This is a genomic window from Streptomyces sp. NPDC012474, from assembly GCF_042955185.1.
In the GTDB taxonomy this organism is placed as follows: Bacteria; Actinomycetota; Actinomycetes; order Streptomycetales; family Streptomycetaceae; genus Streptomyces; species Streptomyces cahuitamycinicus.
In genome coordinates, this window is the sequence record NZ_JBIBEP010000024.1 from 34,502 (window position 1) to 60,673 (window position 26,172).

Annotated in this window: 21 protein-coding genes and 1 pseudogene; 13 read left to right on the forward strand and 9 right to left on the reverse strand. The window is 71.3% G+C overall.

Annotated features, from left to right (window positions below):
- The first annotated feature begins 77 nt into the window (after positions 1-77).
- From ACFY9S_RS36140 to ACFY9S_RS36155, 4 genes are all read left to right on the forward strand, one after another.
- Positions 78-1,400 (forward strand): extracellular solute-binding protein, encoded by a 1,323-nt coding sequence (locus ACFY9S_RS36140; RefSeq protein ID WP_391137396.1) that lies wholly within the window; start codon positions 78-80, stop codon positions 1,398-1,400.
- 128 nt (positions 1,401-1,528) lie between these two features.
- Positions 1,529-2,440, forward strand: a complete 912-nt coding sequence (locus ACFY9S_RS36145) for a carbohydrate ABC transporter permease (protein WP_102909846.1) — start codon at positions 1,529-1,531, stop codon at positions 2,438-2,440.
- A complete protein-coding gene (locus ACFY9S_RS36150; RefSeq protein ID WP_391137400.1) occupies positions 2,437-3,336 on the forward strand; it encodes an ABC transporter permease subunit in 900 nt (299 codons plus the stop codon). Before ACFY9S_RS36145 ends, ACFY9S_RS36150 begins: the two co-directional genes overlap by 4 nt.
- 2 nt (positions 3,337-3,338) lie before the next feature.
- Positions 3,339-5,060: a hypothetical protein gene (locus ACFY9S_RS36155; protein ID WP_391137403.1), complete on the forward strand. Its 1,722-nt coding sequence runs from the start codon at positions 3,339-3,341 to the stop codon at positions 5,058-5,060.
- An 11-nt stretch (positions 5,061-5,071) separates the two neighbouring features.
- On the opposite strand, the gene ACFY9S_RS36160 is transcribed toward ACFY9S_RS36155, so the two are convergent.
- Positions 5,072-5,707, reverse strand: coding sequence for a nucleoside/nucleotide kinase family protein (locus ACFY9S_RS36160; RefSeq protein ID WP_391137406.1), 636 nt, complete (start codon positions 5,705-5,707; stop codon positions 5,072-5,074).
- 119 nt (positions 5,708-5,826) lie between these two features.
- On the opposite strand from ACFY9S_RS36160, the gene ACFY9S_RS36165 reads away from it, so the two are divergent.
- From ACFY9S_RS36165 to ACFY9S_RS36185, 5 genes and pseudogenes are all read left to right on the forward strand, one after another.
- Complete coding sequence (locus ACFY9S_RS36165; RefSeq protein ID WP_391137408.1) at positions 5,827-6,564, forward strand: beta-phosphoglucomutase family hydrolase; 738 nt, start codon at positions 5,827-5,829, stop codon at positions 6,562-6,564.
- A complete protein-coding gene (locus tag ACFY9S_RS36170) occupies positions 6,561-8,915 on the forward strand; it encodes a glycosyl hydrolase family 65 protein (RefSeq protein ID WP_391137410.1) in 2,355 nt (784 codons plus the stop codon). The genes ACFY9S_RS36165 and ACFY9S_RS36170 overlap by 4 nt, the downstream gene beginning before the upstream one ends.
- A 95-nt stretch (positions 8,916-9,010) precedes the next feature.
- Positions 9,011-10,489, forward strand: a complete 1,479-nt coding sequence (locus tag ACFY9S_RS36175; protein WP_391137412.1) for a hypothetical protein — start codon at positions 9,011-9,013, stop codon at positions 10,487-10,489.
- 75 nt (positions 10,490-10,564) lie between these two features.
- Positions 10,565-11,414, forward strand: a pseudogene (gene prcB / locus ACFY9S_RS36180) (proteasome subunit beta).
- A 379-nt stretch (positions 11,415-11,793) separates the two neighbouring features.
- Positions 11,794-12,939, forward strand: coding sequence for a HoxN/HupN/NixA family nickel/cobalt transporter (locus tag ACFY9S_RS36185; protein WP_391137413.1), 1,146 nt, complete (start codon positions 11,794-11,796; stop codon positions 12,937-12,939).
- A 7-nt stretch (positions 12,940-12,946) separates the two neighbouring features.
- On the opposite strand, the gene ACFY9S_RS36190 is transcribed toward ACFY9S_RS36185, so the two are convergent.
- Complete coding sequence (locus ACFY9S_RS36190; RefSeq protein ID WP_391137415.1) at positions 12,947-13,918, reverse strand: hypothetical protein; 972 nt, start codon at positions 13,916-13,918, stop codon at positions 12,947-12,949.
- A gap of 11 nt (positions 13,919-13,929) precedes the next feature.
- Positions 13,930-15,399, reverse strand: coding sequence for an amino acid permease (locus tag ACFY9S_RS36195; protein WP_391137417.1), 1,470 nt, complete (start codon positions 15,397-15,399; stop codon positions 13,930-13,932).
- A gap of 400 nt (positions 15,400-15,799) precedes the next feature.
- Between ACFY9S_RS36195 and ACFY9S_RS36200 the strand changes: the two genes are divergently transcribed.
- Positions 15,800-16,291 carry a DUF5709 domain-containing protein gene (locus ACFY9S_RS36200; protein WP_391137419.1) on the forward strand — a complete coding sequence of 164 codons (492 nt, stop codon included), beginning with the start codon at positions 15,800-15,802 and terminating at the stop codon, positions 16,289-16,291.
- A 103-nt stretch (positions 16,292-16,394) separates the two neighbouring features.
- Here the strand turns inward: ACFY9S_RS36200 and ACFY9S_RS36205 are convergent, their stop codons facing one another.
- Positions 16,395-16,601 (reverse strand): hypothetical protein, encoded by a 207-nt coding sequence (locus tag ACFY9S_RS36205; protein WP_102909672.1) that lies wholly within the window; start codon positions 16,599-16,601, stop codon positions 16,395-16,397.
- A 206-nt stretch (positions 16,602-16,807) separates the two neighbouring features.
- On the opposite strand from ACFY9S_RS36205, the gene ACFY9S_RS36210 reads away from it, so the two are divergent.
- The gene (locus ACFY9S_RS36210; RefSeq protein WP_391137421.1) at positions 16,808-17,044 is read left to right on the forward strand and encodes a chaplin family protein; all 237 of its coding nucleotides are present in this window, start codon (positions 16,808-16,810) and stop codon (positions 17,042-17,044) included.
- 73 nt (positions 17,045-17,117) lie between these two features.
- Here ACFY9S_RS36210 and ACFY9S_RS36215 read toward each other — a convergent pair whose 3' ends face one another.
- Positions 17,118-18,227, reverse strand: a complete 1,110-nt coding sequence (locus ACFY9S_RS36215; protein ID WP_391137424.1) for a SpoIIE family protein phosphatase — start codon at positions 18,225-18,227, stop codon at positions 17,118-17,120.
- 322 nt (positions 18,228-18,549) lie between these two features.
- Here ACFY9S_RS36215 and ACFY9S_RS36220 point away from each other — a divergent pair, with 322 nt between their 5' ends.
- Positions 18,550-19,437, forward strand: coding sequence for a GNAT family N-acetyltransferase (locus ACFY9S_RS36220; RefSeq protein WP_391137427.1), 888 nt, complete (start codon positions 18,550-18,552; stop codon positions 19,435-19,437).
- Here ACFY9S_RS36220 and ACFY9S_RS36225 read toward each other — a convergent pair.
- Positions 19,418-20,350: a Gfo/Idh/MocA family oxidoreductase gene (locus ACFY9S_RS36225; protein WP_391137430.1), complete on the reverse strand. Its 933-nt coding sequence runs from the start codon at positions 20,348-20,350 to the stop codon at positions 19,418-19,420. The genes ACFY9S_RS36220 and ACFY9S_RS36225 overlap by 20 nt on opposite strands.
- Before the next feature lie 191 nt (positions 20,351-20,541).
- Between ACFY9S_RS36225 and helR the strand changes: the two genes are divergently transcribed.
- Complete coding sequence (gene helR, locus ACFY9S_RS36230) at positions 20,542-22,701, forward strand: RNA polymerase recycling motor ATPase HelR (protein ID WP_391137433.1); 2,160 nt, start codon at positions 20,542-20,544, stop codon at positions 22,699-22,701.
- Here the strand turns inward: helR and ACFY9S_RS36235 are convergent.
- The 3 genes from ACFY9S_RS36235 to ACFY9S_RS36245 are packed head-to-tail and all read right to left on the reverse strand — an operon-like array spanning position 22,688 to position 26,061.
- Complete coding sequence (locus tag ACFY9S_RS36235; protein ID WP_391137435.1) at positions 22,688-23,590, reverse strand: TIM barrel protein; 903 nt, start codon at positions 23,588-23,590, stop codon at positions 22,688-22,690. The two genes, helR and ACFY9S_RS36235, sit on opposite strands and share 14 nt — an antisense overlap.
- Positions 23,587-24,606, reverse strand: coding sequence for a Gfo/Idh/MocA family oxidoreductase (locus ACFY9S_RS36240; RefSeq protein ID WP_391137438.1), 1,020 nt, complete (start codon positions 24,604-24,606; stop codon positions 23,587-23,589). The genes ACFY9S_RS36235 and ACFY9S_RS36240 overlap by 4 nt, the downstream gene beginning before the upstream one ends.
- A gap of 21 nt (positions 24,607-24,627) precedes the next feature.
- Positions 24,628-26,061, reverse strand: a complete 1,434-nt coding sequence (locus tag ACFY9S_RS36245; RefSeq protein ID WP_391137441.1) for a sugar porter family MFS transporter — start codon at positions 26,059-26,061, stop codon at positions 24,628-24,630.
- Between the last annotated feature and the right edge of the window lie 111 nt (positions 26,062-26,172).

Sequence of the window (26,172 nt, forward strand, 5' to 3'; positions counted from 1 at the left end):
CGAATCTCCTTCACAATGCACCCGTGCCGCCTCGGCTGGCGCCGTGCTTCCTCCGCTACGACGAAAAGGGATCGAAGATGATCAGTGTGGGTGTGCGGCGCTCCCGCCGGCTCGGCCGCGGCGGCATACGCCGCGTTGTTCCCCTCGCTGCCGTGGCCACGGCAGGTGCCCTTCTGCTCTCCGCCTGCGGATCGGGCGGCGACTCGGGCGGGACGTCCAAGTCGCTGACGTTCTGGATCTCCACGGTTCCAGGGCAGGACGCGGGCTGGAAGAAGATGGTGGCGCAGTACAAGAAGGAAACCGGCGTCACCGTCAAGCTCGTCAACATTCCCTACGACGGCTACGACGCGAAGCTGCGCAACGCGGCGCAGGCGAACTCCCTGCCCGACGTGGCGGCGGTGCCGAAGCTGGACCCGATCTGGGCGAACAAGCTGATCGACCTCAGCTCCATCGCCAACAAGAAGAGCAACAAGATCAACAAGAACTTCATCGCCAAGGACTCGTCCGGGAAGGTCCTGTCCATCCCCTCGGACGTCACCGCCTCCGGCCTGTTCATCAACGAGACGCTGTTCAAGAAGGCCGGCGTCTCCGTCCCGACCTCGCCCCAGAAGACCTGGACCTGGACCGAATTCGTCAAGGCGGCGGACGAGGTCCGGGAGAAGACCGACGCCAAGTACTCCCTCACGTTCGACCAGTCGCCCTCCCGGCTCCGCGCCATGGTGTACGAGCTCGGCGGGAAGTACGTCCACGCGGACTCCTCCGGCAAGTTCTCGGTGGACGGCGCGACCAAGAAGGCCGTGAAGCGCTTCGTCGAGATGAACGACGACAAGACCATGCCGAAGTCGGTGTGGACCAGCGGCGCCGACCCGTCGGCCATGTTCCAGAGCGGTGACGTGGTCGCCTACTGGTCCGGCGTGTGGCAGGTGCCCGCCTTCGCGGAGAGCATCAAGAAGTTCGACTGGGCGAGCGTCCCCACTCCCGCCGAGCCGGTGCAGGCCAGCGACGTCAACAGCGGCGGCATGACCGTGGGCTTCAACAACAACGGCGACGCGTCCGCCGCCGCGACGAAGTTCCTGTCCTGGCTGTACGAGCCGGCCCACTACCAGGCGCTGTGCGAGGCGTCCGGGTTCCTGCCCGTCGAGAGCGGTCTGAACCCGAAGTACCCCTTCAAGTCCGAGGCGGCGCAGGCGGCGTTCAAGCTGTACAACGAGTCGATCCCGCTGTACGCCCCGATCTCCGGCTACTTCAACACCGCGCAGACGAACTGGGTGCTGAAGGGCAAGAGCCTCACCGAGGACCCGACCAAGACGGAGCTCGGCAAGGCGATCAACGGCCAGCAGTCGGTCGACAAGGCGCTGGACAACATCGTGGCCGGCTACAACCAGCAGGTCGGCGGCTGAGCGCAGGCCGACAGGTCCGGGCGGCGGGGGTCGAGACACCGCCGCCCGGGCCTCGAGAACCCCCATGCGATGCCGGGCTCATGGCCTGAGCCTCCAGGAACCCATTCCACCAGCACGGAGTCAGGAAGATGACCAAACGCGCCCCGGACGTGTCCGCGAGCCCGCCCAGGAGCCGCAGCAAGTACACCCTTGCGCCGCTCGTCCTCATCGCGGCCAACGTCGTGCTCTTCGCGCTGTTCTTCGTCTGGCCGGCGGTGATCGGGCTGGTCTACTCCTTCACGAACTACACGGGCATAGGGGCGTTCCAGTTCGTCGGCCTGGACAATTACCAGAACCTGTTCGGGGACTCCACCTTCTTCGACGCGCTGACCCGGACGCTGCTGTACACCGTGCTCTTCGTCCCGCTGAACTTCGTGTTCTCCCTGCTCATCGCCAACGTGCTGGTCAGCAAGCACGCCAAGGGCGTGTCGGTCGCCCGGGTCTTCTTCTTCATCCCGTGGCTGCTGTCGCCCATCGTCGTGGGTGTCCTGTGGCGGTGGCTGTTCGGTGAGAACTTCGGACTGGTCAACTACCTCATCGAGAAGGTCGGCGGTAGTGCCGTTCCGTGGCAGTCGAACGCGGACCTGTCGCTGATGGTCGTGGTGGTGGCGGCATCCTGGGCCTGGACGGGCTTCTCGATGCTGCTGTTCATCGCGGCGATCAAGAACGTACCGACGTCGTACTACGAGGCGGCCGCGCTCGACGGCGCCGGTCCGTGGCGCCAGTTCTTCAGCATCACCCTGCCGAGCATCGCGCCCACGTCCTTCATCGTCATCCTGCTCAACACGATCCACGGGATGAAGGAATACCCGCTGTTCGCCTCCCTCAACAACGGCGGCCCCGGAACGTCGAACAACCTGCTTGTCCAGTACATCTACCAGACCGGCTTCAAAGCGGGCCAGATCGGCTACGCGAGCGCCGCGTCGTTCGTGCTCATGCTCATCCTGATGGCCGTCGCGATCATCCAGCTGATGGTCAACCGACGGGTGGAGAACCGATGACAACCACAGACATGCCGCGCAAGGCCGACGCCGATTCCGCACGGGCCGTCTCCAGGAAGCGGCCCCGCGCGGTCGGCGGCGGGCTTCGGCGCGCGGTGCCCGCGACGACACTGCTGTGGGTCCTGGCGGCCATCTACGGGCTGCCGGTGCTGTGGTTCGTCCTCAGCTCCTTCAAGCCGGCGGGAGACCTGTTCTCCCTCCCGCTGACGATCCTTCCGCACGACCCCACCGTGTCGGGCTACAAGGCGGCGTGGGACAGCGCCAACTTCTCCCAGTACTTCATCAACACGACCATCGTGTGCGTGATCGCGACGATCCTCACGGTGGGAGTCAGCTGCTGCACCGGGTACGCGCTGGCCAAGTACGACAACAAGTGGCTCAAGGTCTTCTTCGTCGGCATCCTGGCCACCACGATGCTGCCGTCCGAGGTCATGCTCGCCCCGCAGTTCCTGGTGGTCCGCGACCTCGGCCTCTACAACTCGCTCGCCGGCATCATCGTCCCCGCCGTGCTCACCGCGACCGGGTGCTTCATGTTCCGCCAGTTCTTCCTGACGGTCCCCGACGAGCTCATCGAGGCCGCCCGCATCGACGGCGCCCGCGAACTCTCGATCTTCCTGCGGATCATGGTGCCGATCTCCCGGCCCATCATGCTGACGCTCGCCATCCTGTCGTTCCAGTGGCGGTGGAACGACTACATCTGGCCGCTGCTGATGCTCAACGACCCCGAGAAGTTCACCGTGCAGATCGGCATCCAGAGCCTCGTCGGGGCGCAGAACATCAACTGGTCGGTGGTGCTCGGCGGATCGGTCATCTCCATGGTCCCCCTGATCGTCGTCTTCCTGGTGTTCCAGCGCTACGTCATGAACGCCGACATCAACGCCGGACTGAAGGACTGACCTTGCCCACCCCGCTCGACCACGAGTTCGTCCGCGCGGTGGCCCGCGCCGCCGACCGGCCGGCCGTCCCGCTGGCGGCCCGCCCCGACGACGAACCCACCGGTGTTCCCCACCGCGCCCTGGCACGCCGGGTGAAGACCCTGATCGCCGCGTACCGGTCCCCGGACTCGGCACTGCACGGCAGCAGCCGGGCCGTCGCCGCCGCGACGACCCACCTGCGCGCCCTGCGTGCCGCGCAGACGACCACCGGCCTCTTCGCCGGCGGCGACAACGTGCAGTCACCGCCGGACTCCGGATTCACCGTCAACGACGTGTGCGACGCGCACGTCCTCGCCGCCGGCGCGGGGCCGGAACTGCGCGACGTCACGGCCACGCTCGCCGAGATCGCCCGCGCCGCCTCCGGCAGTCTCCTGACCGGTGGGGTGCACACCCCGAACCACCGCTGGGAGCTGTGCGCCGCGCTGGCCCGGCTGCACCGGTCGTTCCCCGACGACCGGCTGCTCGACCGCGTCGAGGAGTGGCTGGCCGAGGGCGTCGACATCGACGCGGAGGGCCTGTACTCGGAACGGAGCGCCAACTACGCGGTCCACGTGTCCAACCCCTCGCTGCTGCTGCTGGCCGGTGTGCTCGGCCGCGCCGACCTGCTGGACGCCGTCGAACGCAATCTCGCCGCCACCCTGGACCTCATCAGGCCGGACGGCACGGTGGAGACCGTCCACTCGCGCCGGCAGGACCAGAATCACCCGTTCCCGCTGGCGCCCTACCTGCCGCACTACCGGCTGCTCGCGATCCGCACCGGCCGGGGCGACTTCAGCCGGGCGGCGGGGCTGGCGGCCGCCGGCGGCATCGACGACCCCGACCTGCTCGCCGAGACCCTCCTCACCCCGGACCTGACCCGCGTCCTGCCGGCACCGTCCGCGGAGCCACTGCCGCGCGACCGGTACCTCACCACCGCGCGCCTCGCCGCACGCGCCTCCGCCACCGCCCACACGGTGGTGTACGGCGGCTCCGACGTGCCCGAGCACCGGCGCATCCGCTCGGGCCTCGCCTGCAACCCCACCTTCCTGCGGCTGTTCGCCGGCGACGCGGTCCTCGACGCGGTGCGCCTCGCACGGGGATTCTTCGACCTGGGCCCCTTCCGTGCCGCCGCGATGCGACAGTCCGCCGACAACCGGTATCAGCTCACCGAAACCCTGACGGCCGCCTACTACCAACCGCTGTCGCCGGCCCGGCGACGGGACGACGGCGCCTACCGGATGGCGGACGAAGGACGCTTCTCGGCCGCGATGGCCTTCCCGGACCGGCCGCGCAACGAGGTCTCCCACACGTCCGGCATCGAGGTGGACCTGAGGGAGGACGGTGCCGACCTGCGGATCGACCTCAGCGGCCCACGAGTGCCCTGGGCCCTCGAACTGACCTTCCGGCCGGGTGGCGGGCTCGAGGGCGCCGTACCGATCGGCGACGGACGCTGGTGTCTGGCGTCCGGGCCGGCGACGTACCGGGTCGGTGACGACGAGATCCGGATCGAGGCCGGCGTCGAGGCGGGCGAACCGCTGGCCGGGCCGGAACGGAGCGACGTGCTGCGGTACGACCCGGGCCAGGACTACACCGTGGTGGGCGGTACCGACGCGACGTCCGGGACCCGCCTCTACATCGGTGGGCAGGGCCCCCACACCCTCACCGTCGCGCTGCGCGCCCGCCGGTCCTCAGGGGCGCGGACCTGACCCCGCGCTGATCACGCCCCGACCGGCACCACCAGGTCCGCCCGCCCCCGCGTCGCCGTGACCAGCTCGGCGTTGTGCTCGTCCGAGCGGGCGACCCAGGCCACCGCCTCCTCGTGCGTCTTGCCGAACTGCTCGTGGCGGGTGACCAGTCGGCGGACGCGCTCCGGCTCGGGCAGTTCGCAGAACCACGCCTCGTCGAGGAGGGGGCGGACACGGGGCCAGTGCCCGGTGGTCAGGAGCAGGTAGTTGCCCTCCGTGACGACCAGACGGGCCGTCGGGGGCACCGGAATCGCGCCCGCGACCGGCTGCTCCAGGACGCGCTCGAAGCCGGGGGCGTACACGACGTCGCCGGGTTCCTCGCGCAGCCGCCGCAGCAGGGCCGCGTACCCGGCCGCGTCGAACGTGTCGGGCGCGCCCTTGCGGTCCCGCAGCCCGAGGCGCTCCAGTTCGGCGTCGGCGAGGTGGAAGCCGTCCATGGGGACGTGCGCGACCCAGGGGTCACCGGCGCCGTTCAACTCCCGCACCAGGCGCCCGGCGAGCGTCGACTTGCCCGCGCCGGGGCTGCCCGCGATACCGAGGATCGCACGCCGGCCGCCCTGGGGCAGGGCCCGGGCGCGGTGGAGGAGGTCGTCGAAGGCGAGTGGCACAAAGAGAGTCTGCCACCCGGGTCAGGACTGGCGCGCCGCAAGGCCCCCGCCCCTCGCGCCCCCTGCATGTGGCGTGCGCCACTCACTGGAACATCGCCCTGCGGGGAAACCGGTCCTGTATGACGCAGCTCGGTCTTCCCGCAGACATCCACGCCTGTCTCTTCGACCTCGACGGCGTCGTCACCAAGACGGCCGTCGTGCACGCGGCCGCCTGGAAGGAGGTGTTCGACGCCTACCTGCGCGAGCGCGACGGCGCGGACTTCCGGCCGTTCGAGGCGGCGGACTACGACGAGTACGTCGACGGGCTACCACGCGCCGACGGGGTGCGCACCTTCCTCGCCTCCCGCGGCGTCGAGCTGCCAGACGGCGCCCCCGAGGACCCGCCGGGCGCCGGGACCGTGCACGGACTGGGCAACCGCAAGAACGAACTGGTCCTGGAGAAGATCCGCACCGACGGCGTCGAGGCCTACGACGGAACCCTGCGCTATCTGGAGGCCGTCCGGGCCCACGGGCTCAGCACCGCGATCGTCTCCTCCAGCGCGAACTGCCGTGACGTGCTCCGCTCGATCGGCGCCGAGCACTTCTTCGACGTACGCGTCGACGGTGTGGTCGCCGCCGAGCGCAAACTGCCCGGCAAACCGCACCCCGACACGTTCCTCGCCGCCGCCGCGGACCTCGGCGTCGAGCCGTCCGAAGCGGCCGTCTTCGAGGACGCCCTGGCCGGTATGGACGCGGGCCGCGCGGGCCGTTTCGGCTACGTCGTGGGGGTCGACCGGGTCGGGCAGACCGACGCGCTGTACCGGCACGGCGCCGACATCGTGGTGCAGGACCTCGCCGAACTGGGGGACACGGAGTGATCACACAGCGGGCGTACGGCGTCGAGCCCTGGACCGTACGCGAGACGGCTGTCAACCTCGACCTCCTGGCGCAGAGCGAGTCCGTGTTCGCCCTGTCCAACGGCCACATCGGCTGGCGCGGCAACCTCGACGAGGGCGAACCGCACGGCCTGCCCGGCTCCTACCTCAACGGCGTCCACGAAGTGCACCCCTTGCCGTACGCCGAGGCCGGATACGGCTACCCGGAGTCCGGCCAGACCTCCATCAACGTCACCAACGGCAAGGTGCTGCGGCTGCTGGTCGACGACGAGCCCTTCGACCTGCGCTACGGGCGTCTCGTCACGCATGAGCGGACCCTCGACCTGCGGCGGGGAGTCCTGGAACGGGTCTGCGAATGGACCTCACCGGCCGGCTCCACCGTCCGGGTGCGCTCCACGCGGCTGGTGTCCCTCACCCAGCGGGCGATAGCCGCCGTGGCGTACGAGGTGGAGCCCGTCGACAGCCGGACCCGTGTGGTCGTCCAGTCGGAACTCGTCGCCAACGAGAGCCTGCCCGAGCCGGACGGCGACCCGCGCGCCGCCAAGGCGCTGAAGTCGCCGCTGGAGCCGGAGGAGGACTACGCCTCGGGCAGCCGGCTGCGCCTGGTCCACCGCACCCGCCGCAGCGGCCTGAGGGTCGCCGTGGCCGCCGACCACACTGTCACCGGGCCGGAACGGACCACCACGAGCAGCGAGAGCAACGTGGACGTGTCCCGGCTGACCATCACCTCAGTGCTGGAACCGGGGGAGCGGCTGCGCGTGGAGAAGCTGGTCGCGCACGGCTGGTCCGGGGTCCGTTCCCGGCCCGCCATGAGCGACCAGGTCGAGGCGGCCCTGGCCGCGGCCGGGCACAGCGGCTGGCAGGGGCTCCTGGAGGACCAGCGGGCCTACCTCGACGACTTCTGGGCGCGGGCCGACGTCGAGATCGACGGCGACGAGGAGATCCAGCAGGCCGTCCGCTTCGCCCTCTTCCACGTCCTCCAGGCCGGTGCCCGCGCCGAACAGCGCGCCATCCCCGCCAAGGGCCTCACCGGCTCCGGCTACGACGGCCACGCCTTCTGGGACACCGAGGCGTTCGTGCTGCCGCTGCTGACCTACACCGCGCCGAAGTCCGCCGCGGAGGCCCTGCGCTGGCGCCTGGACACGCTGCCCGCCGCCCGCGAGCGCGCCGCCCAACTCGGCCTGCGGGGCGCCGCGTTCCCCTGGCGCACCATCGAGGGCTCGGAGGGCTCGGCCTACTGGCCGGCGGGCACGGCGGCCTTCCACGTGGGCGCCGACATCGCCGACGCCGTCGTGCGGTACGTGGCCGTCACCGGCGACGAGGCCTTCGAACGCGAGGTCGGCGTGGAACTGCTGGTGGAGACGGCCCGCCTGTGGCGCTCCCTCGGCCACCACGACGACCGCGGCACCTTCCACATCGACGGCGTCACCGGACCGGACGAGTACAGCGCCATCGCCGACGACAACACGTACACCAACCTGATGGCCCGGGCGAACCTGCTGGCCGCCGCCGACGCCTGCAAACGCCATCCCGACGAGGCCGCGCGGCTCGGGGCCGAGGAGGAGGAGATGGCCGCCTGGCGGGACGCCGCCGAGGCCATGAACGTGCCCTGCAACGAGGAACTCGGCGTGCACGAGCAGCACGCCGGCTTCACCCGCCACCAGCGCTGGGACTTCGCGAACACCGGCGCGGACCAGTACCCCCTGATGCTCCACTTCCCCTACTTCGACCTGTACCGCAAGCAGGTCGTCAAGCAGGCGGACCTGGTGCTGGCCATGTACGCCTGCGGCAGCTTCTTCGAGGAGTACTTCGACGAGGAGCAGATCGCCCGCAACTTCGCCTACTACGAGCCGCTGACGGTCCGCGACTCCTCCCTGTCCGCCTGCGTCCAGGCCGTCATGGCCGCGCGGTCCGGTCATCTCGACCTGGCCGCCGACTACACCGCCGAGGCCGCGCTGATGGACCTCGGAGACCTGGAGCACAACACCCGCGACGGACTGCACATCGCCTCGCTGGCCGGCACCTGGATGGCGCTGGTCGCCGGATTCGGCGGCATGCGGTGCAACGACGGCGCCCTGCGGTTCGCGCCCCGCCTTCCCGAACGGTACAGCCGGCTCGCCTTCCGGGTGAGCTTCCTCGGCCGGTGCCTGCGCGTGGAACTGACCGCCGACCGGGCCACGTACACCCTGAACTCCGGCATGCCCCTGACGATCCGGCACCACGGGAGCGAGCTGACGGTGGGCGAGGACGCCCCGGCCTCCCGGCCCATCCCCGAGCTGACTCGCCGCCCGGCCCCGAGCGGGCCCCCGCACCGCGCACCGAACGCCCGCTGAGCAGCACCCCCACTTGGCTGAGTTCCGCCCTGCACACCGCCGACCCGCGGGTTAGCTTGATCATGTTTTCCGATCATCAGGGTTAGGGGCGGAACATGCCTGATGGCGCCAACGCCATCCTCACCGGGAGGCGAAGACGCGAGCAGCCCGCCGGGCCGCGCACCGCTTCGGGGGCGCGCGGCAACCGGCCGCTCGCCGCCCTGGCCGTCGTCTTCACCCTCGCGCAGCTCGTCCTCGTGCGGCCCGTCCTGGGCCTCGGCTGGGACGAGATCGTCTACGTCAGCCAGGTCACCTCGCACCACCCCGCGGCCTTCTTCAGCGCACCCCGCTCCCGCGGCGTCACGCTTCTGGTCGCGCCCGTCGCGTCCTGGTCGTCGTCCGTCCCGCTGCTGCGCGTCTACCTCGCCCTGCTGTCCGGCATCGCCCTCTACCTGGCCCTGCGCTGCTGGCGGGGCCTGTTCCCGACCCGCGTCCTGGTCGTCGGCGGCGCCCTCTTCGCGTCCCTGTGGGTGACGCTCTTCTACGGTCCGCAGGCCATGCCCAACTACTGGGTCGCGATCGGCGCCCTGATCAGCGTCGGCTGCTTCCTGCGAGCCCGGGCGCAGGGGCACTCCCCGGCGGTCCTGTGGGGTCTCGCGGCGGGCGCCGCGCTCATGGCGTGGATGCGTCCCACCGACGCGGCCTACGTGGCGGTGCCGCTGCTCGTCCTCGCCCTCGTGCACCGCCACCGGCGACTCCTGCTCGTGCTCGCGGCAGGGCTCGCGGCCGGTGCCGTGCCCTGGGTGATCGAGGCCTACGCCGGCTTCGGCGGGCTGGGCGAGCGGCTGGCGGAGGCCTCCCGGATCCAGGGCGGTCTTGGCTGGCAGATCGCCGTCGACGACCAGTTGCGCAGCCTGGGCGGACGCGCCCTGTGCCGGCCGTGCACCGGGCCGATGCCCACCCCCCTGGTCACCCTCTGGTGGTTCGCCCTGCCCGTCCTGGCCGGCCTCGGGCTGGTCGTGGCGGCACGGGCCGGGCGCCTGGGGCGGACCCTGGTCCCGCTGGCCTGCGCCGCCACGGTCGCGCTGCCGTACCTCTTCATGATCGGCTACGCGGCCCCGCGCTTCCTCCAGCCGGCCTACGCGCTGCTCGCGATCCCGGTCGCCGACGCCCTGTGGCACCTGGTCAGAACCCCGGGCGGGACCTGGCGCCCGGTGGCCGCAGTGCTCGTCCCGCTGTGCCTTGCCGGGCACCTCGCGGCGCAACTCGCCGTGCTGCACGGCGCGGTGTCCCGCAACACCGAGAGCCGTCGCGACTGGGACCGCACCGCCGACGCCCTGCACCGGCTCGGTGTCCGCCCGCCCTGTCTGCTCACCGGTCACGAGGCCATCCCCGTCGGCTACTACACCGGTTGCTCCTCCGGGGCGACGTCCGGGAACAACGAGAACATCACCGTGACCGGCATCCTGCGCACCGCGGACCGTCTCCCGGTCGCCCACCTCGCACCGGCCGGCGGCACCCCGCCCGGCTACGCCAGCTCCTGGCCCGTCCACCGGATCTCGGATCTGGACGTCCGTGTCGCACCGGGCTCCTGATGCCGCAGGCAACGTTTCCCGTCCGTCCGGCTCAGGTAGGAGTCGGTTGACGGTCACGATCGAGGGGGGAACGGCATGGCCGCGAGCGACCAAGGGGGCAGGTTGGGGGGAGGAGTTCTTCACTCCGGGCTCCTCGTCCTTCACGGACTTCCTGGCGGCCCACCGCCCCGAACTGCTGAGCACCCGGCGCGTCCTTCCGGACGGCGTCCGGGCCGAGGGCGCTCCGCACGGCACGACCGTGCTGGCCCTCACCTACCGGGACGGCGTGCTGATCGCGGGCGACCGGCGGGCGACGATGGGCAACCTGATCGCCCAGCGCGACCTGGAGAAGGTGCATCCCGCCGACGACCACTGCGCGGTCGCCTTCGCGGGCACGGTCGGGCTCGCGGTGGACATGGTGAAGTTGTACCAGGTCGAGCTGGCGCACTTCGAGAAGATCGAGGGCATCCCCATGACCCTCGCCGCGAAGGCCACCCGGCTTGCCACCATGATCCGGAACAACCTGGGCCAGGCCATGCAGGGCCTCGCCGTCGTCCCGCTGCTGGCCGGCTACGACCCTGCGGGTCCCGAGGGCGCACGGGGCCGCATCTTCTCCTTCGACGTCGCCGGCGGCCGCTACGAGAAGTTCGGCTTCCACGCCGAGGGCTCCGGGTCGCCGTACGCCCGGGGCGCGTTGAAGAAGCTGTACCGACCGGGCATGTCCCGCCGCGAGGCGGCCCTGGCCGCCCTGCAGGCGCTGTACGACGCGGCGGACGACGACTCCGCGACGGGCGGCCCCGACCTCACCCGCCGCATCTACCCGATCGTCTCCGTCATCAGCGAGGACGGCTTCGAGCGGCTGGCCGAGGGGGAGACGGAGGAGCTCAGCCGCGAAATGGTCGAGCAGCGGCACACCCGGCCGGACGGACCGAACGCGGGGGTGTGACCCCTGGCCGGGAGGGCCGGACGCGGGGGTGTGACCCCCGGCCGGAAGGCCCGGACGAGGGCGGGTATCCGGCCGGACGGACCGGTCGCGGGGGTGTGACCCCTGGCTGGGAGGGCCGGACGCGGGGGTGTGACCCCCGGCCGGAAGGCCCGGACGAGGGCGGGTATCCGGCCGGACGGACCGGTCGCGGGGGTGTGACCCCCGGCCGGAAGACCCGTATGTGAGGGAGTGACACCCCGGCCGGACGGCCCGGCGGCGGAGTTTCCGGTTCCATGGACAAGATCTGTCACCGGCTTTACTGCACATGACTTGCAGGTGCTGGAGTATGGCGCAAGGCTGTCTGCCACAGCCGTTCATCCGACAGAAAGACCTTCCCCCGATGACGGCCGCCCCTGAGTCCACTCCGCGCCTCCCCGCCCCGGCCCAGCGCACGGCCTGGCACCGCGTCCGCACCTCGATGACGCGGCGGGAGTGGACCAGGGTCGGGGGGATGGCGGCCTTCATCCTGGCCCTGCACGTGACCGGCTGGTTCACCCTCGTCGCCGTCGTCGCTCCGGAGCACCACGCCATCGGCACGCAGACCTTCGGCGTCGGCATCGGAGTCACCGCCTACACACTCGGCATGCGGCACGCCTTCGACGCCGACCACATCGCCGCCATCGACAACACCACGCGCAAGCTGATGGGGCAGGGGCGGCGGCCGCTGTCGGTCGGCTTCTGGTTCTCCCTGGGCCACTCCAGCGTCGTCTTCGCCCTGGCCTTCCTGCTCACGCTCGGGGTGAAGAGCCTGGCCGGGCCGGTCCGCGACGACGGCTCCGCGCTGCACGACGTCACCGGCCTGATCGGCACGGCCGTCTCCGGGGCCTTCCTCTACCTCATCGCGGGCGTCAACCTCGTCATCCTGGCCGGCATCTGGAAGGTGTTCCGCGCCATGCGCTCGGGCCGCTACGACGAGGCAGCCCTGGAGGAGCGGCTGGACAGCCGCGGCTTGATGAACCGCCTGCTCGGACGGGTGACGAAGTCGGTCTCCAAGCCCTGGCAGATGTATCCGCTGGGCCTGCTGTTCGGCCTCGGCTTCGACACCGCCACCGAGATCGCCCTGCTGGTCCTGGCCGGCTCAGGCGCCGCCTCCGGACTGCCCTGGTACGCGATCCTGTGCCTGCCCGTCCTGTTCGCCGCGGGGATGTGCCTCCTCGACACCATCGACGGCTCGTTCATGAACTTCGCCTACGGCTGGGCCTTCTCCAAGCCGGTCCGCAAGGTCTACTACAACCTCACCATCACCGGCCTGTCCGTCGCCGTGGCCCTCCTGATCGGTTCGGTCGAACTCCTCGGCCTCCTCGCCGGACAGCTCGCACTGCACGGCCCCTTCTGGGACTGGGTCTCCGGCCTCGACCTCAACATCCTCGGTTACGTCGTCGTCGCCCTGTTCTTCGCCACGTGGGTGGTGGCGCTCGTCGTGTGGCGGGCCGGGCGCATCGAGGAGAAGTGGTCGGGGGACCTGGCCCCTCCTCAACGCTCGTAGCAGCCGCTCACGCCCCCAGCCGCAGTTCCTTGCGCCACTTGACGATCTGCTTCTCCGCATCCCCCGTGTACGACCACGGGGTGCGGGTCGCGCGGGGCCCCAGCATGCCCAGCAGGACGCCCGCGAGGTCCTTGGCACCGGCGGAACAGGCCGCGTGGGCCAGGTAGCTGAAGTCGCGGAGTTCGGCGGGCGCGATCCCGAGCTCCGTCCGGCTCATGACCCAGCGCTGCCAGGTACGCCGCAGGTCACTCACCGCACCGTCGTGGTTCCAGTGCTGTGAGAGGCCTACAGCGGAGTGCCTGCCCTGTGCCGCGTCCAGGGCGAAGCGGTACTCCTCGACCCGGGCGTACTGCACCAGCACGGGCAGCGGACAGCCGGGCGGCGCCACCCCGGCCGCGTCCCGGGCGAAGTCGTACATCAGGCCGTGCGTGCCGTGCCAGCGTGCCGAGTAGTAGTGCAGGACCTGCAGGTGTCCCTCGACGCTGTACGGATCGCGCCCGTGCAACTCGTCCCACCAGCGCCCCAGTTCCTGGCGGCGCACCCCCGACGGGTACAGGCGCGCCACCGAGATCAGCGACACCCACGGCGTCGGATCCTCCGGGTACGCCTCCGCCGCCGTCAGGCAGGCCAGCACCGTGGCGTCCACCCGGTGCTGGTCGATCGGCACGCCCCGCCCCGCCGCGATGGCCACGTTGAAGGTGCGGGCCGTCTCCGTCGCCGCCCGCAGCACCAGCGCGTCGGCGCTGTGGGCGTCCGCCGAGAGCCAGGACTCCACCGTCGAACTGCCCGCGCACACCTGCGCGAGCTGCCGGATCCGGTGCCCACGGGCCGCCCAGTCGCGGCCGGTGGCGCCCAGCAGGTCACGCAGCCCCTGCCAGCGGCCGATCACGACGTCCTGGCGGGCGGAGGTGAGGCCGGCGTCCCCGCAGTCGGGGTCGAAGTCGGGAGTGAAACCACGTCTGATACTGCCTCGCGCCATCGGGGTCCTCCTCAGAAGTCGGTGGAGAGACCCTCGTGGACGCGGGCGTGCGCGTCCTGTTCGTCGGGGACGTAGTCGGCCTCGACCGCGCGCGAGGCATCCAGCTTCGCGGGCCGGTAGTAGTCGCTGCCCTGCCTCCAGTACCAGAGCATCGGGACCAGCCCGACCGCGAGGCCGCCGATGCCGATCGTGATCGCGGCGCTGCTCAGCTCGCCCAGCGACTCCACGAACACCCAGAACATGAACAGGGCCCCGCACAGCGGCCACAGACCGCCGAAGAGGAAGTTGGCCGGGGACTTCAGCAGCATCTTCCGGTACGCCACGACCACCGCGAGGCCCGCGAGCCCGTAGTAGACGGCGATCTGCAGGCCGATCGCCGAGATGGCGTCGGCGAGGATGTCGCCCACCGAGCCCAGGGCGTTGGAGGCGATGAACATCGCCAGCGCCACCGCCCCGACCACGACGATCGCCACCCAGGGGGTGTTCCACCGGCGGTGCACCCGGCCCAGCGCCGCCGGCATCGTACGGTCCCGGCCCATCGCGAACAGCGAGCGCGTGACCTGGATCAGCGTCGTCTCCAGCGTGGCGATGGTGGACAGCATCACGGCCACGATCAGCAGCTTGCCGCCCCAGCCCGGCCAGATCTCCTCGCCGAGCACCGCCAGCACGTTCGCGTCGTTCTCCTCGATCTGCTTCGAGGACAGGATCACGTTCACCGCGATGGTGAACACCTCGAACAGCAGGAAGACGATGCCCAGCCCGATCAGGCCCGCGAGCCCCGCCGTACGGCGGCTGTTGCGGGTCTCCTCGCTGAGGTTGCTGGTGACGTCCCAGCCCCAGTAGTAGAACGCGGCGATGAGCGCGCCCGACGCGAAGCCGGCCATGCCGTCGAAGTGGGAGAAGCCGAGCCAGGACCAGTCGAAGGCGCGGGCGTTGCCGGTGTGGAAGAAGGCGAGCACCGCGAACAGGGCCAGGATGGCGAGTTCGACGCCCGACATGACCAGCTGCGCCCGGACCGTGAGACGGGCGCCGCCGAGCACCACGCACAGCATGATCAGGAACCAGGCCGCGCCGATCACCGTGGACAGCGCGGTGTTCTCGGCCAGCTGCTCGTCGAAGAGCGCGAGCGTCATCGACCCGGCGGGCAGTGACCCGGCCACCATGAAGATCGTCGCCGAGATCACCAGTGCCCAGCCGCTGATGAAGCCCAGGAAGGGGTGGAGGGTGCGCCCCACCCACGAGTAGCTGGCACCCGCGTTGACGTCGATCCGGCCGAGGTAGCTGAACGCCAGAGCGATGCCCAGCATGGGTATCGCGCAATACAGCAGGGCGGCCGGACTGGCCAGACCCACCGCGCCGACCAGGACGGCGGTGGTCGCGGCCAGCGAATACGCCGGGGCGCTGCCGGCCACCGCCATCACCACGGTGTCGAACGTGCTGAGGACATTGGCCTGCAGCCCTCTGCCCCTGCTGTAGCTCATGGATGTGCTGCTTTCACTTGTGCACGACCGGAGGCGGGCAGGCCGCCCCGGGGCGTTGGGGGGGGAGCTCGCCGCCGGACGGAGGAGGGTGGCCTCGGGCCCGGAGCGATGGCAAAGGGGGTCGTGGATACCGTGCTGCCGCCGCGTCGGCAGCCGGTCACAGCGTGTGTGCGAGTGATGATAGTCCCACTCCTTGAGCTTTCAAGATTAACCGGTGGGTAATGTCCGGGGCAGCCCAGGGTTTTAACTCCTGTTGGTACGCGGGGCCTTCGGTCTCCCGGCCCGGTCGTGGGGCCTCCGCCGAGGTTGAAGCCCGCGTAACGGGAAACGCGGAACGGACAGCACAGACGAACGAGTCGAGCAGCGCGACAGGAAGGCAGGAGTGATGGGCACGGAACCGATGAGCTCCGAACCGATGGCGGACGACGCGTACCAGCCCACCGGGACCAACGAGGAGCAGGAGGACGCCGCGCCGCTGGACCTGCAGGACGCCGTCGACGAGCGGACGTACGACGACACCCTCGACGAGGGCTACTCCCCGCCGGAGAAGCCCCTCGGCGTCACCAAGCGCGGCACCACCGCCGCCGAGCAGCACGAGGGCGAGACCCTCGACGAACGGCTGGCCCAGGAAGTCCCCGATGTGTCCGACGAGCCCGCCGGGGACGGTGTGGGCGACGCCCCGGACGGCGACGGCGAACCGGTGGACCCCGAGGCGGGCACCGCCCGTGCGGGCCGGCTGGTCGCCCCGGACGAGGGCACCCACGCCGACACCACGAAGGAGACCGTCGCGACGGACGTCGGCATCGACGGCGGAGCGGCCGGCGCGGAAGAGGCCGCCGTGCACGTCGTGGAGGACGACAGCGCCCTCCCCGAGGACGACGGCAGGCTGTGAACCGCCCGCCGGCGTGAGCCCGCGCCCGCCGGACCGCGCGAGGCCACCGGACCCGAACGCATCCGCGCCGGGCCGGTGGCCTTCCGCATGCCGAGGAACGCGACTAGGGCAGGATCTTCTCCAGGGCGGCGGGGCCCTCGGCCGCCAGCTTGCGCTTGGCCCACTCGATGTTGCGCGGGGTGATGTCCTTGCCCGAGGCGAGGACGAGGTCCTCCGGTGACACGTCGGTGCCGGTGCGGGCGTGGAGCAGGCGGTCCGGGGTGGCGCGGTCCTCGGACGGCCGGGATGCGGCGGGCTCTGACGTCGACATGTTCTCTGCTCCTAGGGTCCGGATCGCTGGGGCGGCCCCGGTGCTGAAAAACGGGTCCGATATCACCATTCCCCCCGGGAGCGCGGCCTGCATCCGGAGAGCGCGGTCGTGGCCCCGCACCCCGTTCGGACGCCCATGGATGTCGCACGGCCCTACTCCGGGTGACGGTGGAGTCACGTGTCCCTGCGAATGACAGGAGCTTTTCCATGCGTACACGTATGACCGCCGCGGCCGGCCTGGCCTGCGCCGCCCTGCTGGCCTTCGCCGGTACGGCGAGCGCGGACGACGGCACTGTCGGTATCGCCACCGACAGCCCCGGCTTCCTCTCCGGTAACGTCATCCAGATCCCGATCGACGTCAACGCCAACGTCTGCGGCAACTCGATCAACGTGATCGGGCTGCTCAACCCCGCGTTCGGCAACGAGTGCGAGATCAAGGACTGACGTACCGGTCCGGTCGTACGGCCCGGCCGGCGGCGGCCCGCGAAGCATCGCGGGCCGCCGCAGGCCGCTGTCGTCAGATCCCGCCCCGCGGACGCGGCGCGAGCACCAGCATCGTGACGTCGTCCTGCACGTCCGGGCAGTGCCGCACGAGGTCGGCCCAGACCCGCTCGGCCAGCGCGACCGGGTCCTCGGCGGCCAGGCCCGGCAGCCGTTCCACCAGCGGGTAGAAGGCCCCGTCCGCGTCCCTGGCCTCGGTCACCCCGTCGGAGGCGAGGAAGAGCCGGTCCCCGGCCCGCAGCGGCACCGAGACGACCCGGGGCGCGGCGGCCTCGGCGAGCCCGAGACCGAGCGGGGTACACGGTTCGACGTCCAGCTCGACGGCCCGTCCGTCCCGCAGCAGCAGCGGTCCGGCCTGCCCGCACGCCACGATCCGCACGATGCGGGCATCGGCGGAGAAGTCGAGCAGCACCGCCGTCGCGAACAGCTCCGCGTGCGGGTCGCCCGCCGAGTCCACCGCCAGCCTCCGGTCCAGCCGGGCCGCCACCGCCTCCGGGTCCGGCTGGTCCAGCACCGCCTCCCGGAACGCCCCCAGCAGCGCCGCGACCGTGGCCACGGCCGACAGCCCGTGCCCCTGCACATCACCCATCACCGCCCGCACGCCGTAGGGGCCCGCCCGTACGTCGAAGAAATCGCCGCCGACCAGCGTCCCGCGCTGCGCGGCCCGGTACAGCCCCGCGCACCGCACCGGCCCGACCCGCGCCGGCAGCGGCGGCACGACGGCCCGCTGCGCGGCCTCGGCAACGGTCCGCTCGGTGACCAACTGCGCGTCCCGCCTGGTGCGGATGTAGGACAGCAGCACGCTCAGCACCGACACGAAGCACACGGTCAGAAGATCCGTACTGCCGGGATCATCGAGGCTGAAGACGGGCACGGTCAGCACGACCACCACCAGCGCGCCGAGCACCGCCGTCGCCACCGGGCCGTGCGCCAGCACGGCCAGCGGCGGGATGGCGCCCAGCAGAAAGCCGATGTCGAGCGGCTCCGGGCTGATCAGCTCCGCCGCGCACACCCCCACCAGCAGTGCCGACGGCAGCACCCGGGCCCAGCCGGGCGGCGGTGCGCCGCCCAGCCAGCCCCGCCGGTCCGGGTCCCGCCGCGCCAGCCGGCCGCGCACACTGCTCACACCACCACGCTGCTACGCCCGACCGGCCGCCGCACGCCGGGCCCGCACCGCCACCGGCGGCCATGAGCCCGGCCGGAAGGGCGCCCGCCTCGGCCGGAACCCCGAACACGCCTCTGGCCAAGGGCCGTTGAGCCGCCGCGGAAAACCGATGGACGGCCCGTCGGAGATCACGTAGCGTGTGGCGCGCCACGCCAAGAGACCAGCGGAAGGAGGACGAGCCGTGCAGTTCCCACCGTTTCCGCGCTCCCTCCCCGCCCAGCCGGCGTGCCTCGACTGACCGACCGGGAGCGCTCTCAGCAGCATGCGTCCCGGAGGACTCCCCATGACCGATGTGGTCATCCGCGCGCTCGACACGAGCGACGCCGAAATCTTCGACACCCTGCCCGACCCGCTGGGCGCCCGTGAGGGCCACCGGCTGACCCGGCACCGCCCCGACTGGAAATGGGTGGCCCTGCGCGACGGCCGTGTCGTCGCCCGCGGCGCCTGGTGGGGCGGCCCCGACGACTCCGAGCCCCTCAACCTCAACTGGTTCGACGTGGCCGAAGGCGAGGAGGAAGCGGGCGCCGCACTCCTGCGCTCCGCCCCCTGGCAGGTCGGACTGGAAGTGAACCTGCCCGCCGGCTGGCGCGACGACCCGGCCCTGCGCGCCGCCGCCGAGACCCGCATCACCGCCGCCCGGAAGGCCGGCTACGAACTCCTCGTCGAACGCCTCCTGTACCGCTGGACCCCCGGCTGCGGCCTGCCCGAGCGGCCCGGGCGCCTGGAGTTCCGCGCCGAACCGGACGACGCCGTGTTCTTCGACGCGCTGCGCCGCATCCACTCCGTCACCCTGGACGCCCACGCGCTCAAGGCCGTCGAGCAGGGCGGACTCGACCGGGCGGCCCAGGAGGAACTCGACTTCTTCCACTGGTGCCCGTCGCCGCGCGAGTGGTGGCAGGTGGCGTACACAGCGCAGGGCGACATGGCCGGCATCCACATCCCGGCCCACAATCCGTCGGGCCCCTGCATCGGCTCCATCGGCGTCCTGCCGGACCGGCGCGGTCACGGCTACGCCTACGACCTCCTGGCCGAGTGCACGCACTTCCTGGCCGAGCAGGGGGCTGAGTTCGTCGCCGCGGCCACGGACCGCGGCAACTTCCCGATGGCGGCGAACTTCGCCAAGGCCGGCTTCCCGGTGGTGAGGGAGCGCCTCAACTTCGACCCGGCGTAGGAACCGGGCCGCCCGCCCCCGGCCGCGCGGCCCAGGACCTGTCGTTCAGCAGGTCCTGGGCCGCCGTGAGGATCTCCGTCACCCTCAGGCCGAACGCCGCGTCACAGGCGTGCGGGCGGCCGGTCCGGGCGGCGTCGAGCAACGCGTCCGCGGCCCGCATCAACGAGGGCACCGCCCCGTCGGAGCTGTCCGGCAGCGCCGCGACCCCGGCCTCCCCCCGAAGCTCCACGCCGGCACCCTCTGCGGCGGGCGGCGCCGTGAGGCTCAGGGTGAGGGTGCTCGACGCCCCACCCGCGTGGTCGAGGACGACATGGGCCGTGTCGCCGGGCCCGTACACCGCCGCCGTCACGCCCCGTACCTCGCCGAGGACCGGCAGCAGCACGGACAGGGCGTGCGGGCCGACGTCCCACAGGGCGCCCTTCTCCCGCCGCCACGGCGTCGCGAAGGGGCTCTCCGTCGTGAACACCGCCCCGAGCCACTCGGCGCGACCCGTGAACCAGCCCGGCACCGCTGCCTGCTCGGCGATCCACGCCGCCGGCCCGGGCTGGAAGCGGGGCGTGAAGAACACCACCGAGGCGACACCGGCCTCCTCGGCAGCCTCGACCACGGCCCGCGCCTGCTCCACCGTCGGTGCGAGCGGCTTGTCGAGCAGCAGATGGCACCCGGCCCGCGCCGCCCGGGCGGCGAGTGAGGCCTGCACCTCGGGCGGCAGTGCCACGGCGACGGCGTCCACGTCCGCGAACAGCTCGTCGACGTCGTCGTAGGCGCGGACGCCGTGCCGCTCCGCCAGTTCCTTCGCGGCCTCCGGGCGCCGGCCCCACACCCCCGCGAAGTCCAGCTTCCCGTGCCCGCTCAACGCGGGTGCGTGGGCCATCTGTGCCCAGGGTCCGGTGCCAAGCAGTCCTATGCGCATGCCGCCGCCTCTCCACGCTGCCAGGACGAAGAGCGTGCCACACGGAAACAGCCGGCGGGCAACAGAAAAGGCAAGGAGCGCTCTCCTTGCCTGTCTCAAGTTATAGCCCACGGGGGGCCTTGCGGCAAGGCCCCCCGTCTGCCGCAGACTATCCGGCCTAGGCCCAGGACCTGCGGAAACGGGAGCATGACGTGACCCCTGCGACCACGAGCGCGTTCGATCTTCCCGACCGCCTCGCGCGCAAGGCCGCCCCGGCGTCGATCGCCGGGGACGAACGGCACTTCGCAGCCATGGCCGACTGCCTCGCGCAGTCCATCGCCGAACTGTCCGACCGCCTGGAGGCCGAGCGCAGGGCACCCGGCGGCAAGGGCAGGCAGGCCATGGACCGGGACGCCGAGATCCACCGGCTCACCGCACGGCTGCGCGCACTGCGCCGCTTCGGACTGGACCTGTGCCTCGGGCGGATGGTCCCCGCGGACGGCTCCGAGCCCGTCTACGTCGGACGGCTCGGCCTGACGGACAGCGAGGGGCGCCGGCTGCTGGTCGACTGGCGTTCCCCCGCCGCCGAACCGTTCTTCGGAGCCACCCACGCCAACCCGATGGGCCTGGGGAGCCGCCGCAGGTACCGCTGGACCGACGGCCGGATCGGCGACTACTGGGACGAGGTGTTCACCGCCGACGGATTCGACGGACACGCCGCGCTCGACGACCAGTCCGCCTTCATCGCCGGCCTCGGCGCCAACCGCTCGTCCCGCATGCGGGACGTGCTCGGCACCATCCAGGCCGACCAGGACGCCGTCATCCGCAAGGGCTCCCGCGGCGCCCTCGTCGTCGACGGCGGCCCGGGCACCGGCAAGACCGTCGTCGCCCTGCACCGCTCCGCCTACCTTCTCCACTCCGACCCGCGCCTCGGACAGCACCGCCGCGGCGGCGTGCTCTTCGTCGGCCCGCACCGGCCCTACCTGTCCTACGTCTCCGACGTCCTGCCCAGCCTCGGCGAGGAGGGCGTGCAGACCTGCATCCTGCGGGACCTCGTCGACGAGGGGGCGACGGCGGGGGAGGAGAAGGACCCGGAGGCGGCCCGCCTGAAGTCGTCGGCGGACATGGTGGGGGCGATCGAGAAGGCCGTCCGCTTCTACGAGGAGCCGCCCACCGAGGCGATGACGGTCACGACCCACTGGTCCGACATCCGTCTGAGCTCCGGAGACTGGGCCGTGGCGTTCGAGGCGGCGGAACCCGGCACGCCGCACAACGAGGCACGCGACCAGGTCTGGGAGGAACTCCTCACGATCCTCGTGGACAAGCACGACGGCGACGTACCGCACGAGTTGCTCCGCAAGGCGCTGTCACGGGACCGGGAGCTGCTCACGGCCTTCAACCGCGCCTGGCCGCTGCTGGAGGCGACCGACCTGGTCGGGGACCTCTGGTCCGTTCCCGCCTATCTGAGGATGTGCGCGCCCTGGCTCAGCCGCGCCGAGGTGCGCACCCTGCAACGCGAGGAGGCCCAGGCCTGGACCGTGTCGGACCTGCCGCTGCTCGACGCGGCACGCCAGCGGCTCGGCGACCCGGAGGCATCCCGGCGCAAGCGCCGGCAGGAGGCCGCCATGGCCGCGCAGCGGGAGCGTATGGCCGACGTCATCGACGATCTGCTGGAGGCCCACACCTACGACGACGGCGAAGGCGTGCTGGTCATGCTGCACGGGCAGGACATGCGCAACTCCCTGGCCGACGAGAGCGCCCTGCCGACCGCCGACCCGGACCGGCTCGCCGGACCGTTCGTGCACATCGTCGTGGACGAGGCGCAGGAACTGACCGACGCGGAATGGCAGATGCTGCTGCTGCGCTGCCCGTCGCGCAGCTTCACCATCGTCGGGGACCGCGCCCAGGCCCGGCACGGGTTCACGGAGTCGTGGCGGGAACGGCTGGAGCGGGTCGGTCTCGACCGGGTCGAGGTGGCATCGCTGAGCATCAACTACCGCACGCCCGCGGAGATCATGGCGGAGGCCGAGCCGGTCATCCGGGCCGCGCTGCCGGACGCCAACGTGCCCAGGTCCGTGCGCAGCGGCGGCGTCCCCGTCCGGCACGGATCCACCACGGAGCTGCACACCGTCCTCGCCACATGGCTGGCCGGACACGCCGAGGGGATCGCCTGTGTGATCGGCGACCCCACGTTCCGGCCGGCCTCGCCCCGCGTCCGGTCGCTGACTCCGGAGCTGTCGAAGGGACTGGAGTTCGACCTGGTCGTCCTCGTCGAACCGGAGAACTTCGGCGACGGCGTCGAGGGCGCCGTCGACCACTATGTGGCGATGACCCGGGCGACGCAGGAGCTCGTGATCCTCACGAGCTCCTGACGCTCCCGCCCGGGCGGCACTCCTGTGCGGCCAGCTCCTTGTGGATGCGGTCCAGCATGAACGCCGAGGACTCCCGGGCCCGCTCCTCCCAGGCGAACACACAGGCCGTGGCGACCCCGTCGAAGCCCAGCTCGCGCAGGGTGCCGAAGAAGACGTCCCAGTCGACCTCGCCCTGGCCGATGTCGAGGTGCTGGTGGATCCGGGCCGGGGTGCCCGGCGGGTTCAGGATGTAGCGCAGGCCGCTGGAACCCTTGTGGTTGAAGGAGTCCGCGATGTGCACGTGCCGCAGCCTGTCACCGGCGTAGCGCATCATCGCGGCGATGTCCGCCGACGGGTCGGCGCCCGAGAGGTGGAAGGTGTGCGGCGCGCAGTACAGGTAGTTCACCCACGGCTTGTCGATCGCGCGGACGAGATCGACGGCCGGGGTGTTCTCCTCACAGAAGTCGTCCGGGTGGGCCTCCAGGTTCAGCGCGATGCCTTCGCGCTCGAACACCGGCAGCAACTCCTCCAGCGAGCGCCAGAACGCGGCCTCGCTCTCGGCGGCGCGCTCCGGGCGGCCGTTGAACTCCGAGTTCATCAGCGGGCATTCGAGGTCCGCGGTGATCTCGATCATCCGCTTCCAGTAGCGGACGGCCGCCTGCCGCTCGGTCTCGTCCGGCGAGGACCACTTGTACAGCGGCAGCACCGAGGACAAGCGCACGCCGTGCGTGCGCAGCGACTGCTTGAGCTCCCGCACCCGCGCGTCGTCCGCACGCGGGTGCACGAAGAACGGCATGAAGTCCGCGCGTGGCGACAACTCGATGTACTCGTAGCCGAGTTCGGCGACCGTGCGCACCATCTCGTCGATCGGCAGGGAGCGGAACATGTACGGGTCGAGGGCGATCTTCACGCGGTGTCTCCGTAGAACGCGGGCCGGGGCTTCATGTCGGTGGTGACGGCTCCGCCGCCGGCCTCCAGCGACCGGACGGCTGCGTCGGTGATGACGGTGGCGGCGTAACCGTCCCAGGAGGACGGGCCGGTGGGCTCGGTGCCGGCCGCCACGGAGGTGACCCACTCGCGGAACTCGGTGTCGAAGGCCTCCGCGAACCGGTCCTTCCAGTCCTGCAGCACGCCCGTGCCGTGCCGGGCGGCCGTGCGGATCCCGACCTCGGCCGGGTCGGGCAGCCGGACCAGGCCGTCCTCGCCGACGACCTCGCACTGGATGTCGTAGCCGTACTGGCAGTTGACGAAGACCTCCAGGTCGATCCGGACGCCTGACGCCGTCTCGAAGATCATGATCTGCGGGTCCTTCAGATGCGCGAACCGCTTGCTCGTGGCGCGCGGGGTGACCACCTGGGCGGAGACGATCTCGTCGTCGAGCAGCCAGCGCAGCACGTCGATCTCGTGCACGGCCGTGTCCTGGGCGGCCATGGCGGAGTGGTACGACTCCGGCACGGCCGGGTTGCGGTGGGCGCAGTGCACCATCAGCGGAGCCCCGAGCGAACCGGTCGACAGCACCTCCTTCATCCGGCGGTAGCCCGCGTCGAAGCGGCGCATGAAGCCGACCTGCACCAGCCGGCGGCCGTGCGCCCGCTCGGCCTCAACGATCCGCAGACAGTCCTCGGCGGTCGTGGCCAGCGGCTTCTCGCAGAACACCGGCTTGCCGGCGGCGATCGCGTTCAGGACGTGCTCGGCATGAGTGGGCCCCCAGGACGTGACGAGGACGGCGTCCACGTCGGCGGAGGCGACCAGGTCCGCGCCGGTGGGCAGCGCGACGGCACCGGCCCGGGCGGCCACCTCGGCGGCGCGCCCGGCGTCCACGTCCGCCACCGCCGTGACGGCGGCACCGGTGACGACCTCGGTGAGCCGCCGGATGTGGTCCTGGCCGATCATTCCGGCGCCGATGACGCCTACACGTACGGTCATGCTCAACTCCTCGGGGGATGGTCAGGAAAGGCGCGCACGGAGCTCCGCCTCGAGCGTTTCGAGCGTGCGCCCCTTGGTCTCGGGGACGTACCGCTTCACGAAGGTGAGGGACAGCACGCCCGCCACCACGAACAGGAAGAAGGTGCTGGAGATCCCGATGCCGGAGACCAGGGACGGGAAGACCAGTCCGATGACGAAGTTGGTCAGCCACAGCACCACCGCCGCCACGCCCATGCCGAAGCCGCGCATCCGCATCGGGAAGATCTCCGAGAGCATCAGCCACGTCACCGGTGAGATCGCGCCCTGCTGGAAGGCGAGGAACGTGACCGTCATCGCGAGCACCGCGAACGCCCGCGGGTCCCCGGCCGGCAGCACCAGCGAGAAGACACCGATCAGCAACAGGGCCGCGGTCGTTCCGACCTGACCCGTCATCAGCATGGGGCGGCGCGGGACCCGGCCCAGCAGCCAGATGCCGACGAAGGTGGCCAGCACCGAGATCACACCGTTGGCGATGTTCGCCGTGAGCGCGCTGTCGGCGGCGAAACCGGCGTCGGTCAGGATCTGCGTGCCGTAGTACATGATCGTGTTCACTCCGGTGATCTGCTGCACGATCGCGATGCCGAACCCGACGAACATCAGCTTGCGCAACCAGGGCGTGCTCCTGAGGTCCTGCCAGCCGCCCAGCTTCGCCCGCTCGTCCTTGACGGCGAGCGCGGTGACCTCCCTCAGCTCGTCCTCGGCCCGGGCCCGCGACCGCACCTGCTTCAGGACGCCGAGAGCCTCGCCGAAGCGGCTCTTCGAGGCCAGCCAGCGCGGGCTCTCCGGCATCACCAGCATGCCGAACCACAACACCACGGCCGGCAGCGTCGCGATGACCAGCATCCACCGCCACACACCGCCGGACTCACCGCCGACCTGCGCGATGACCGCGTTGGACGAGAAGGCCAGCAGCTGACCGGTGACGATCATCAGTTCGTTGCGGGTGACCAGGGCGCCTCGCCGCTCGGCGGGCGACACCTCCGCGAGATACACCGGCACGGTCACCGAGGCTCCGCCGACCGCCAGACCGAGCACGAAACGCGCCACGATCATCACGGCGGTCGTCGGGGCGAGCGTGCAGCCCAGAGCGCCGATGAAGAACAGCACGGCCAGCAGCAGGATGGCGCGCCGCCTGCCACGCGCGTCCGACAGCCGGCCGCCGGTCACCGCACCGAGCGCGGCACCCAGCAGCAGCGAGCTGGTGACCATGCCCTCGGTGACCGGGGTCAGGCCGAGGTCCTCGGTCATGTAGGGCAGGGCGCCGTTGATGACGCCCGTGTCGTAGCCGAAGAGCAGACCACCGAAGGTGGCGATGATCGTGATGACCCGCAGCCGCCGGGTGACCGCCCGGGGCGCGTCGTCCTCCGCAACGGCGGTCGGGCCGGGTGCAGATGCCGTGTCGTCCCTGACGTCCATGGCCGCTCCTTACCTGTCGAAGTTCGGGCGCCGGGTACCCGGAAGACCGCAGTCGGCCAGGTGCTCACGCGTAGAGCACAGGTCGGTGCGGACGCCCCGGGGGCCGGGAGC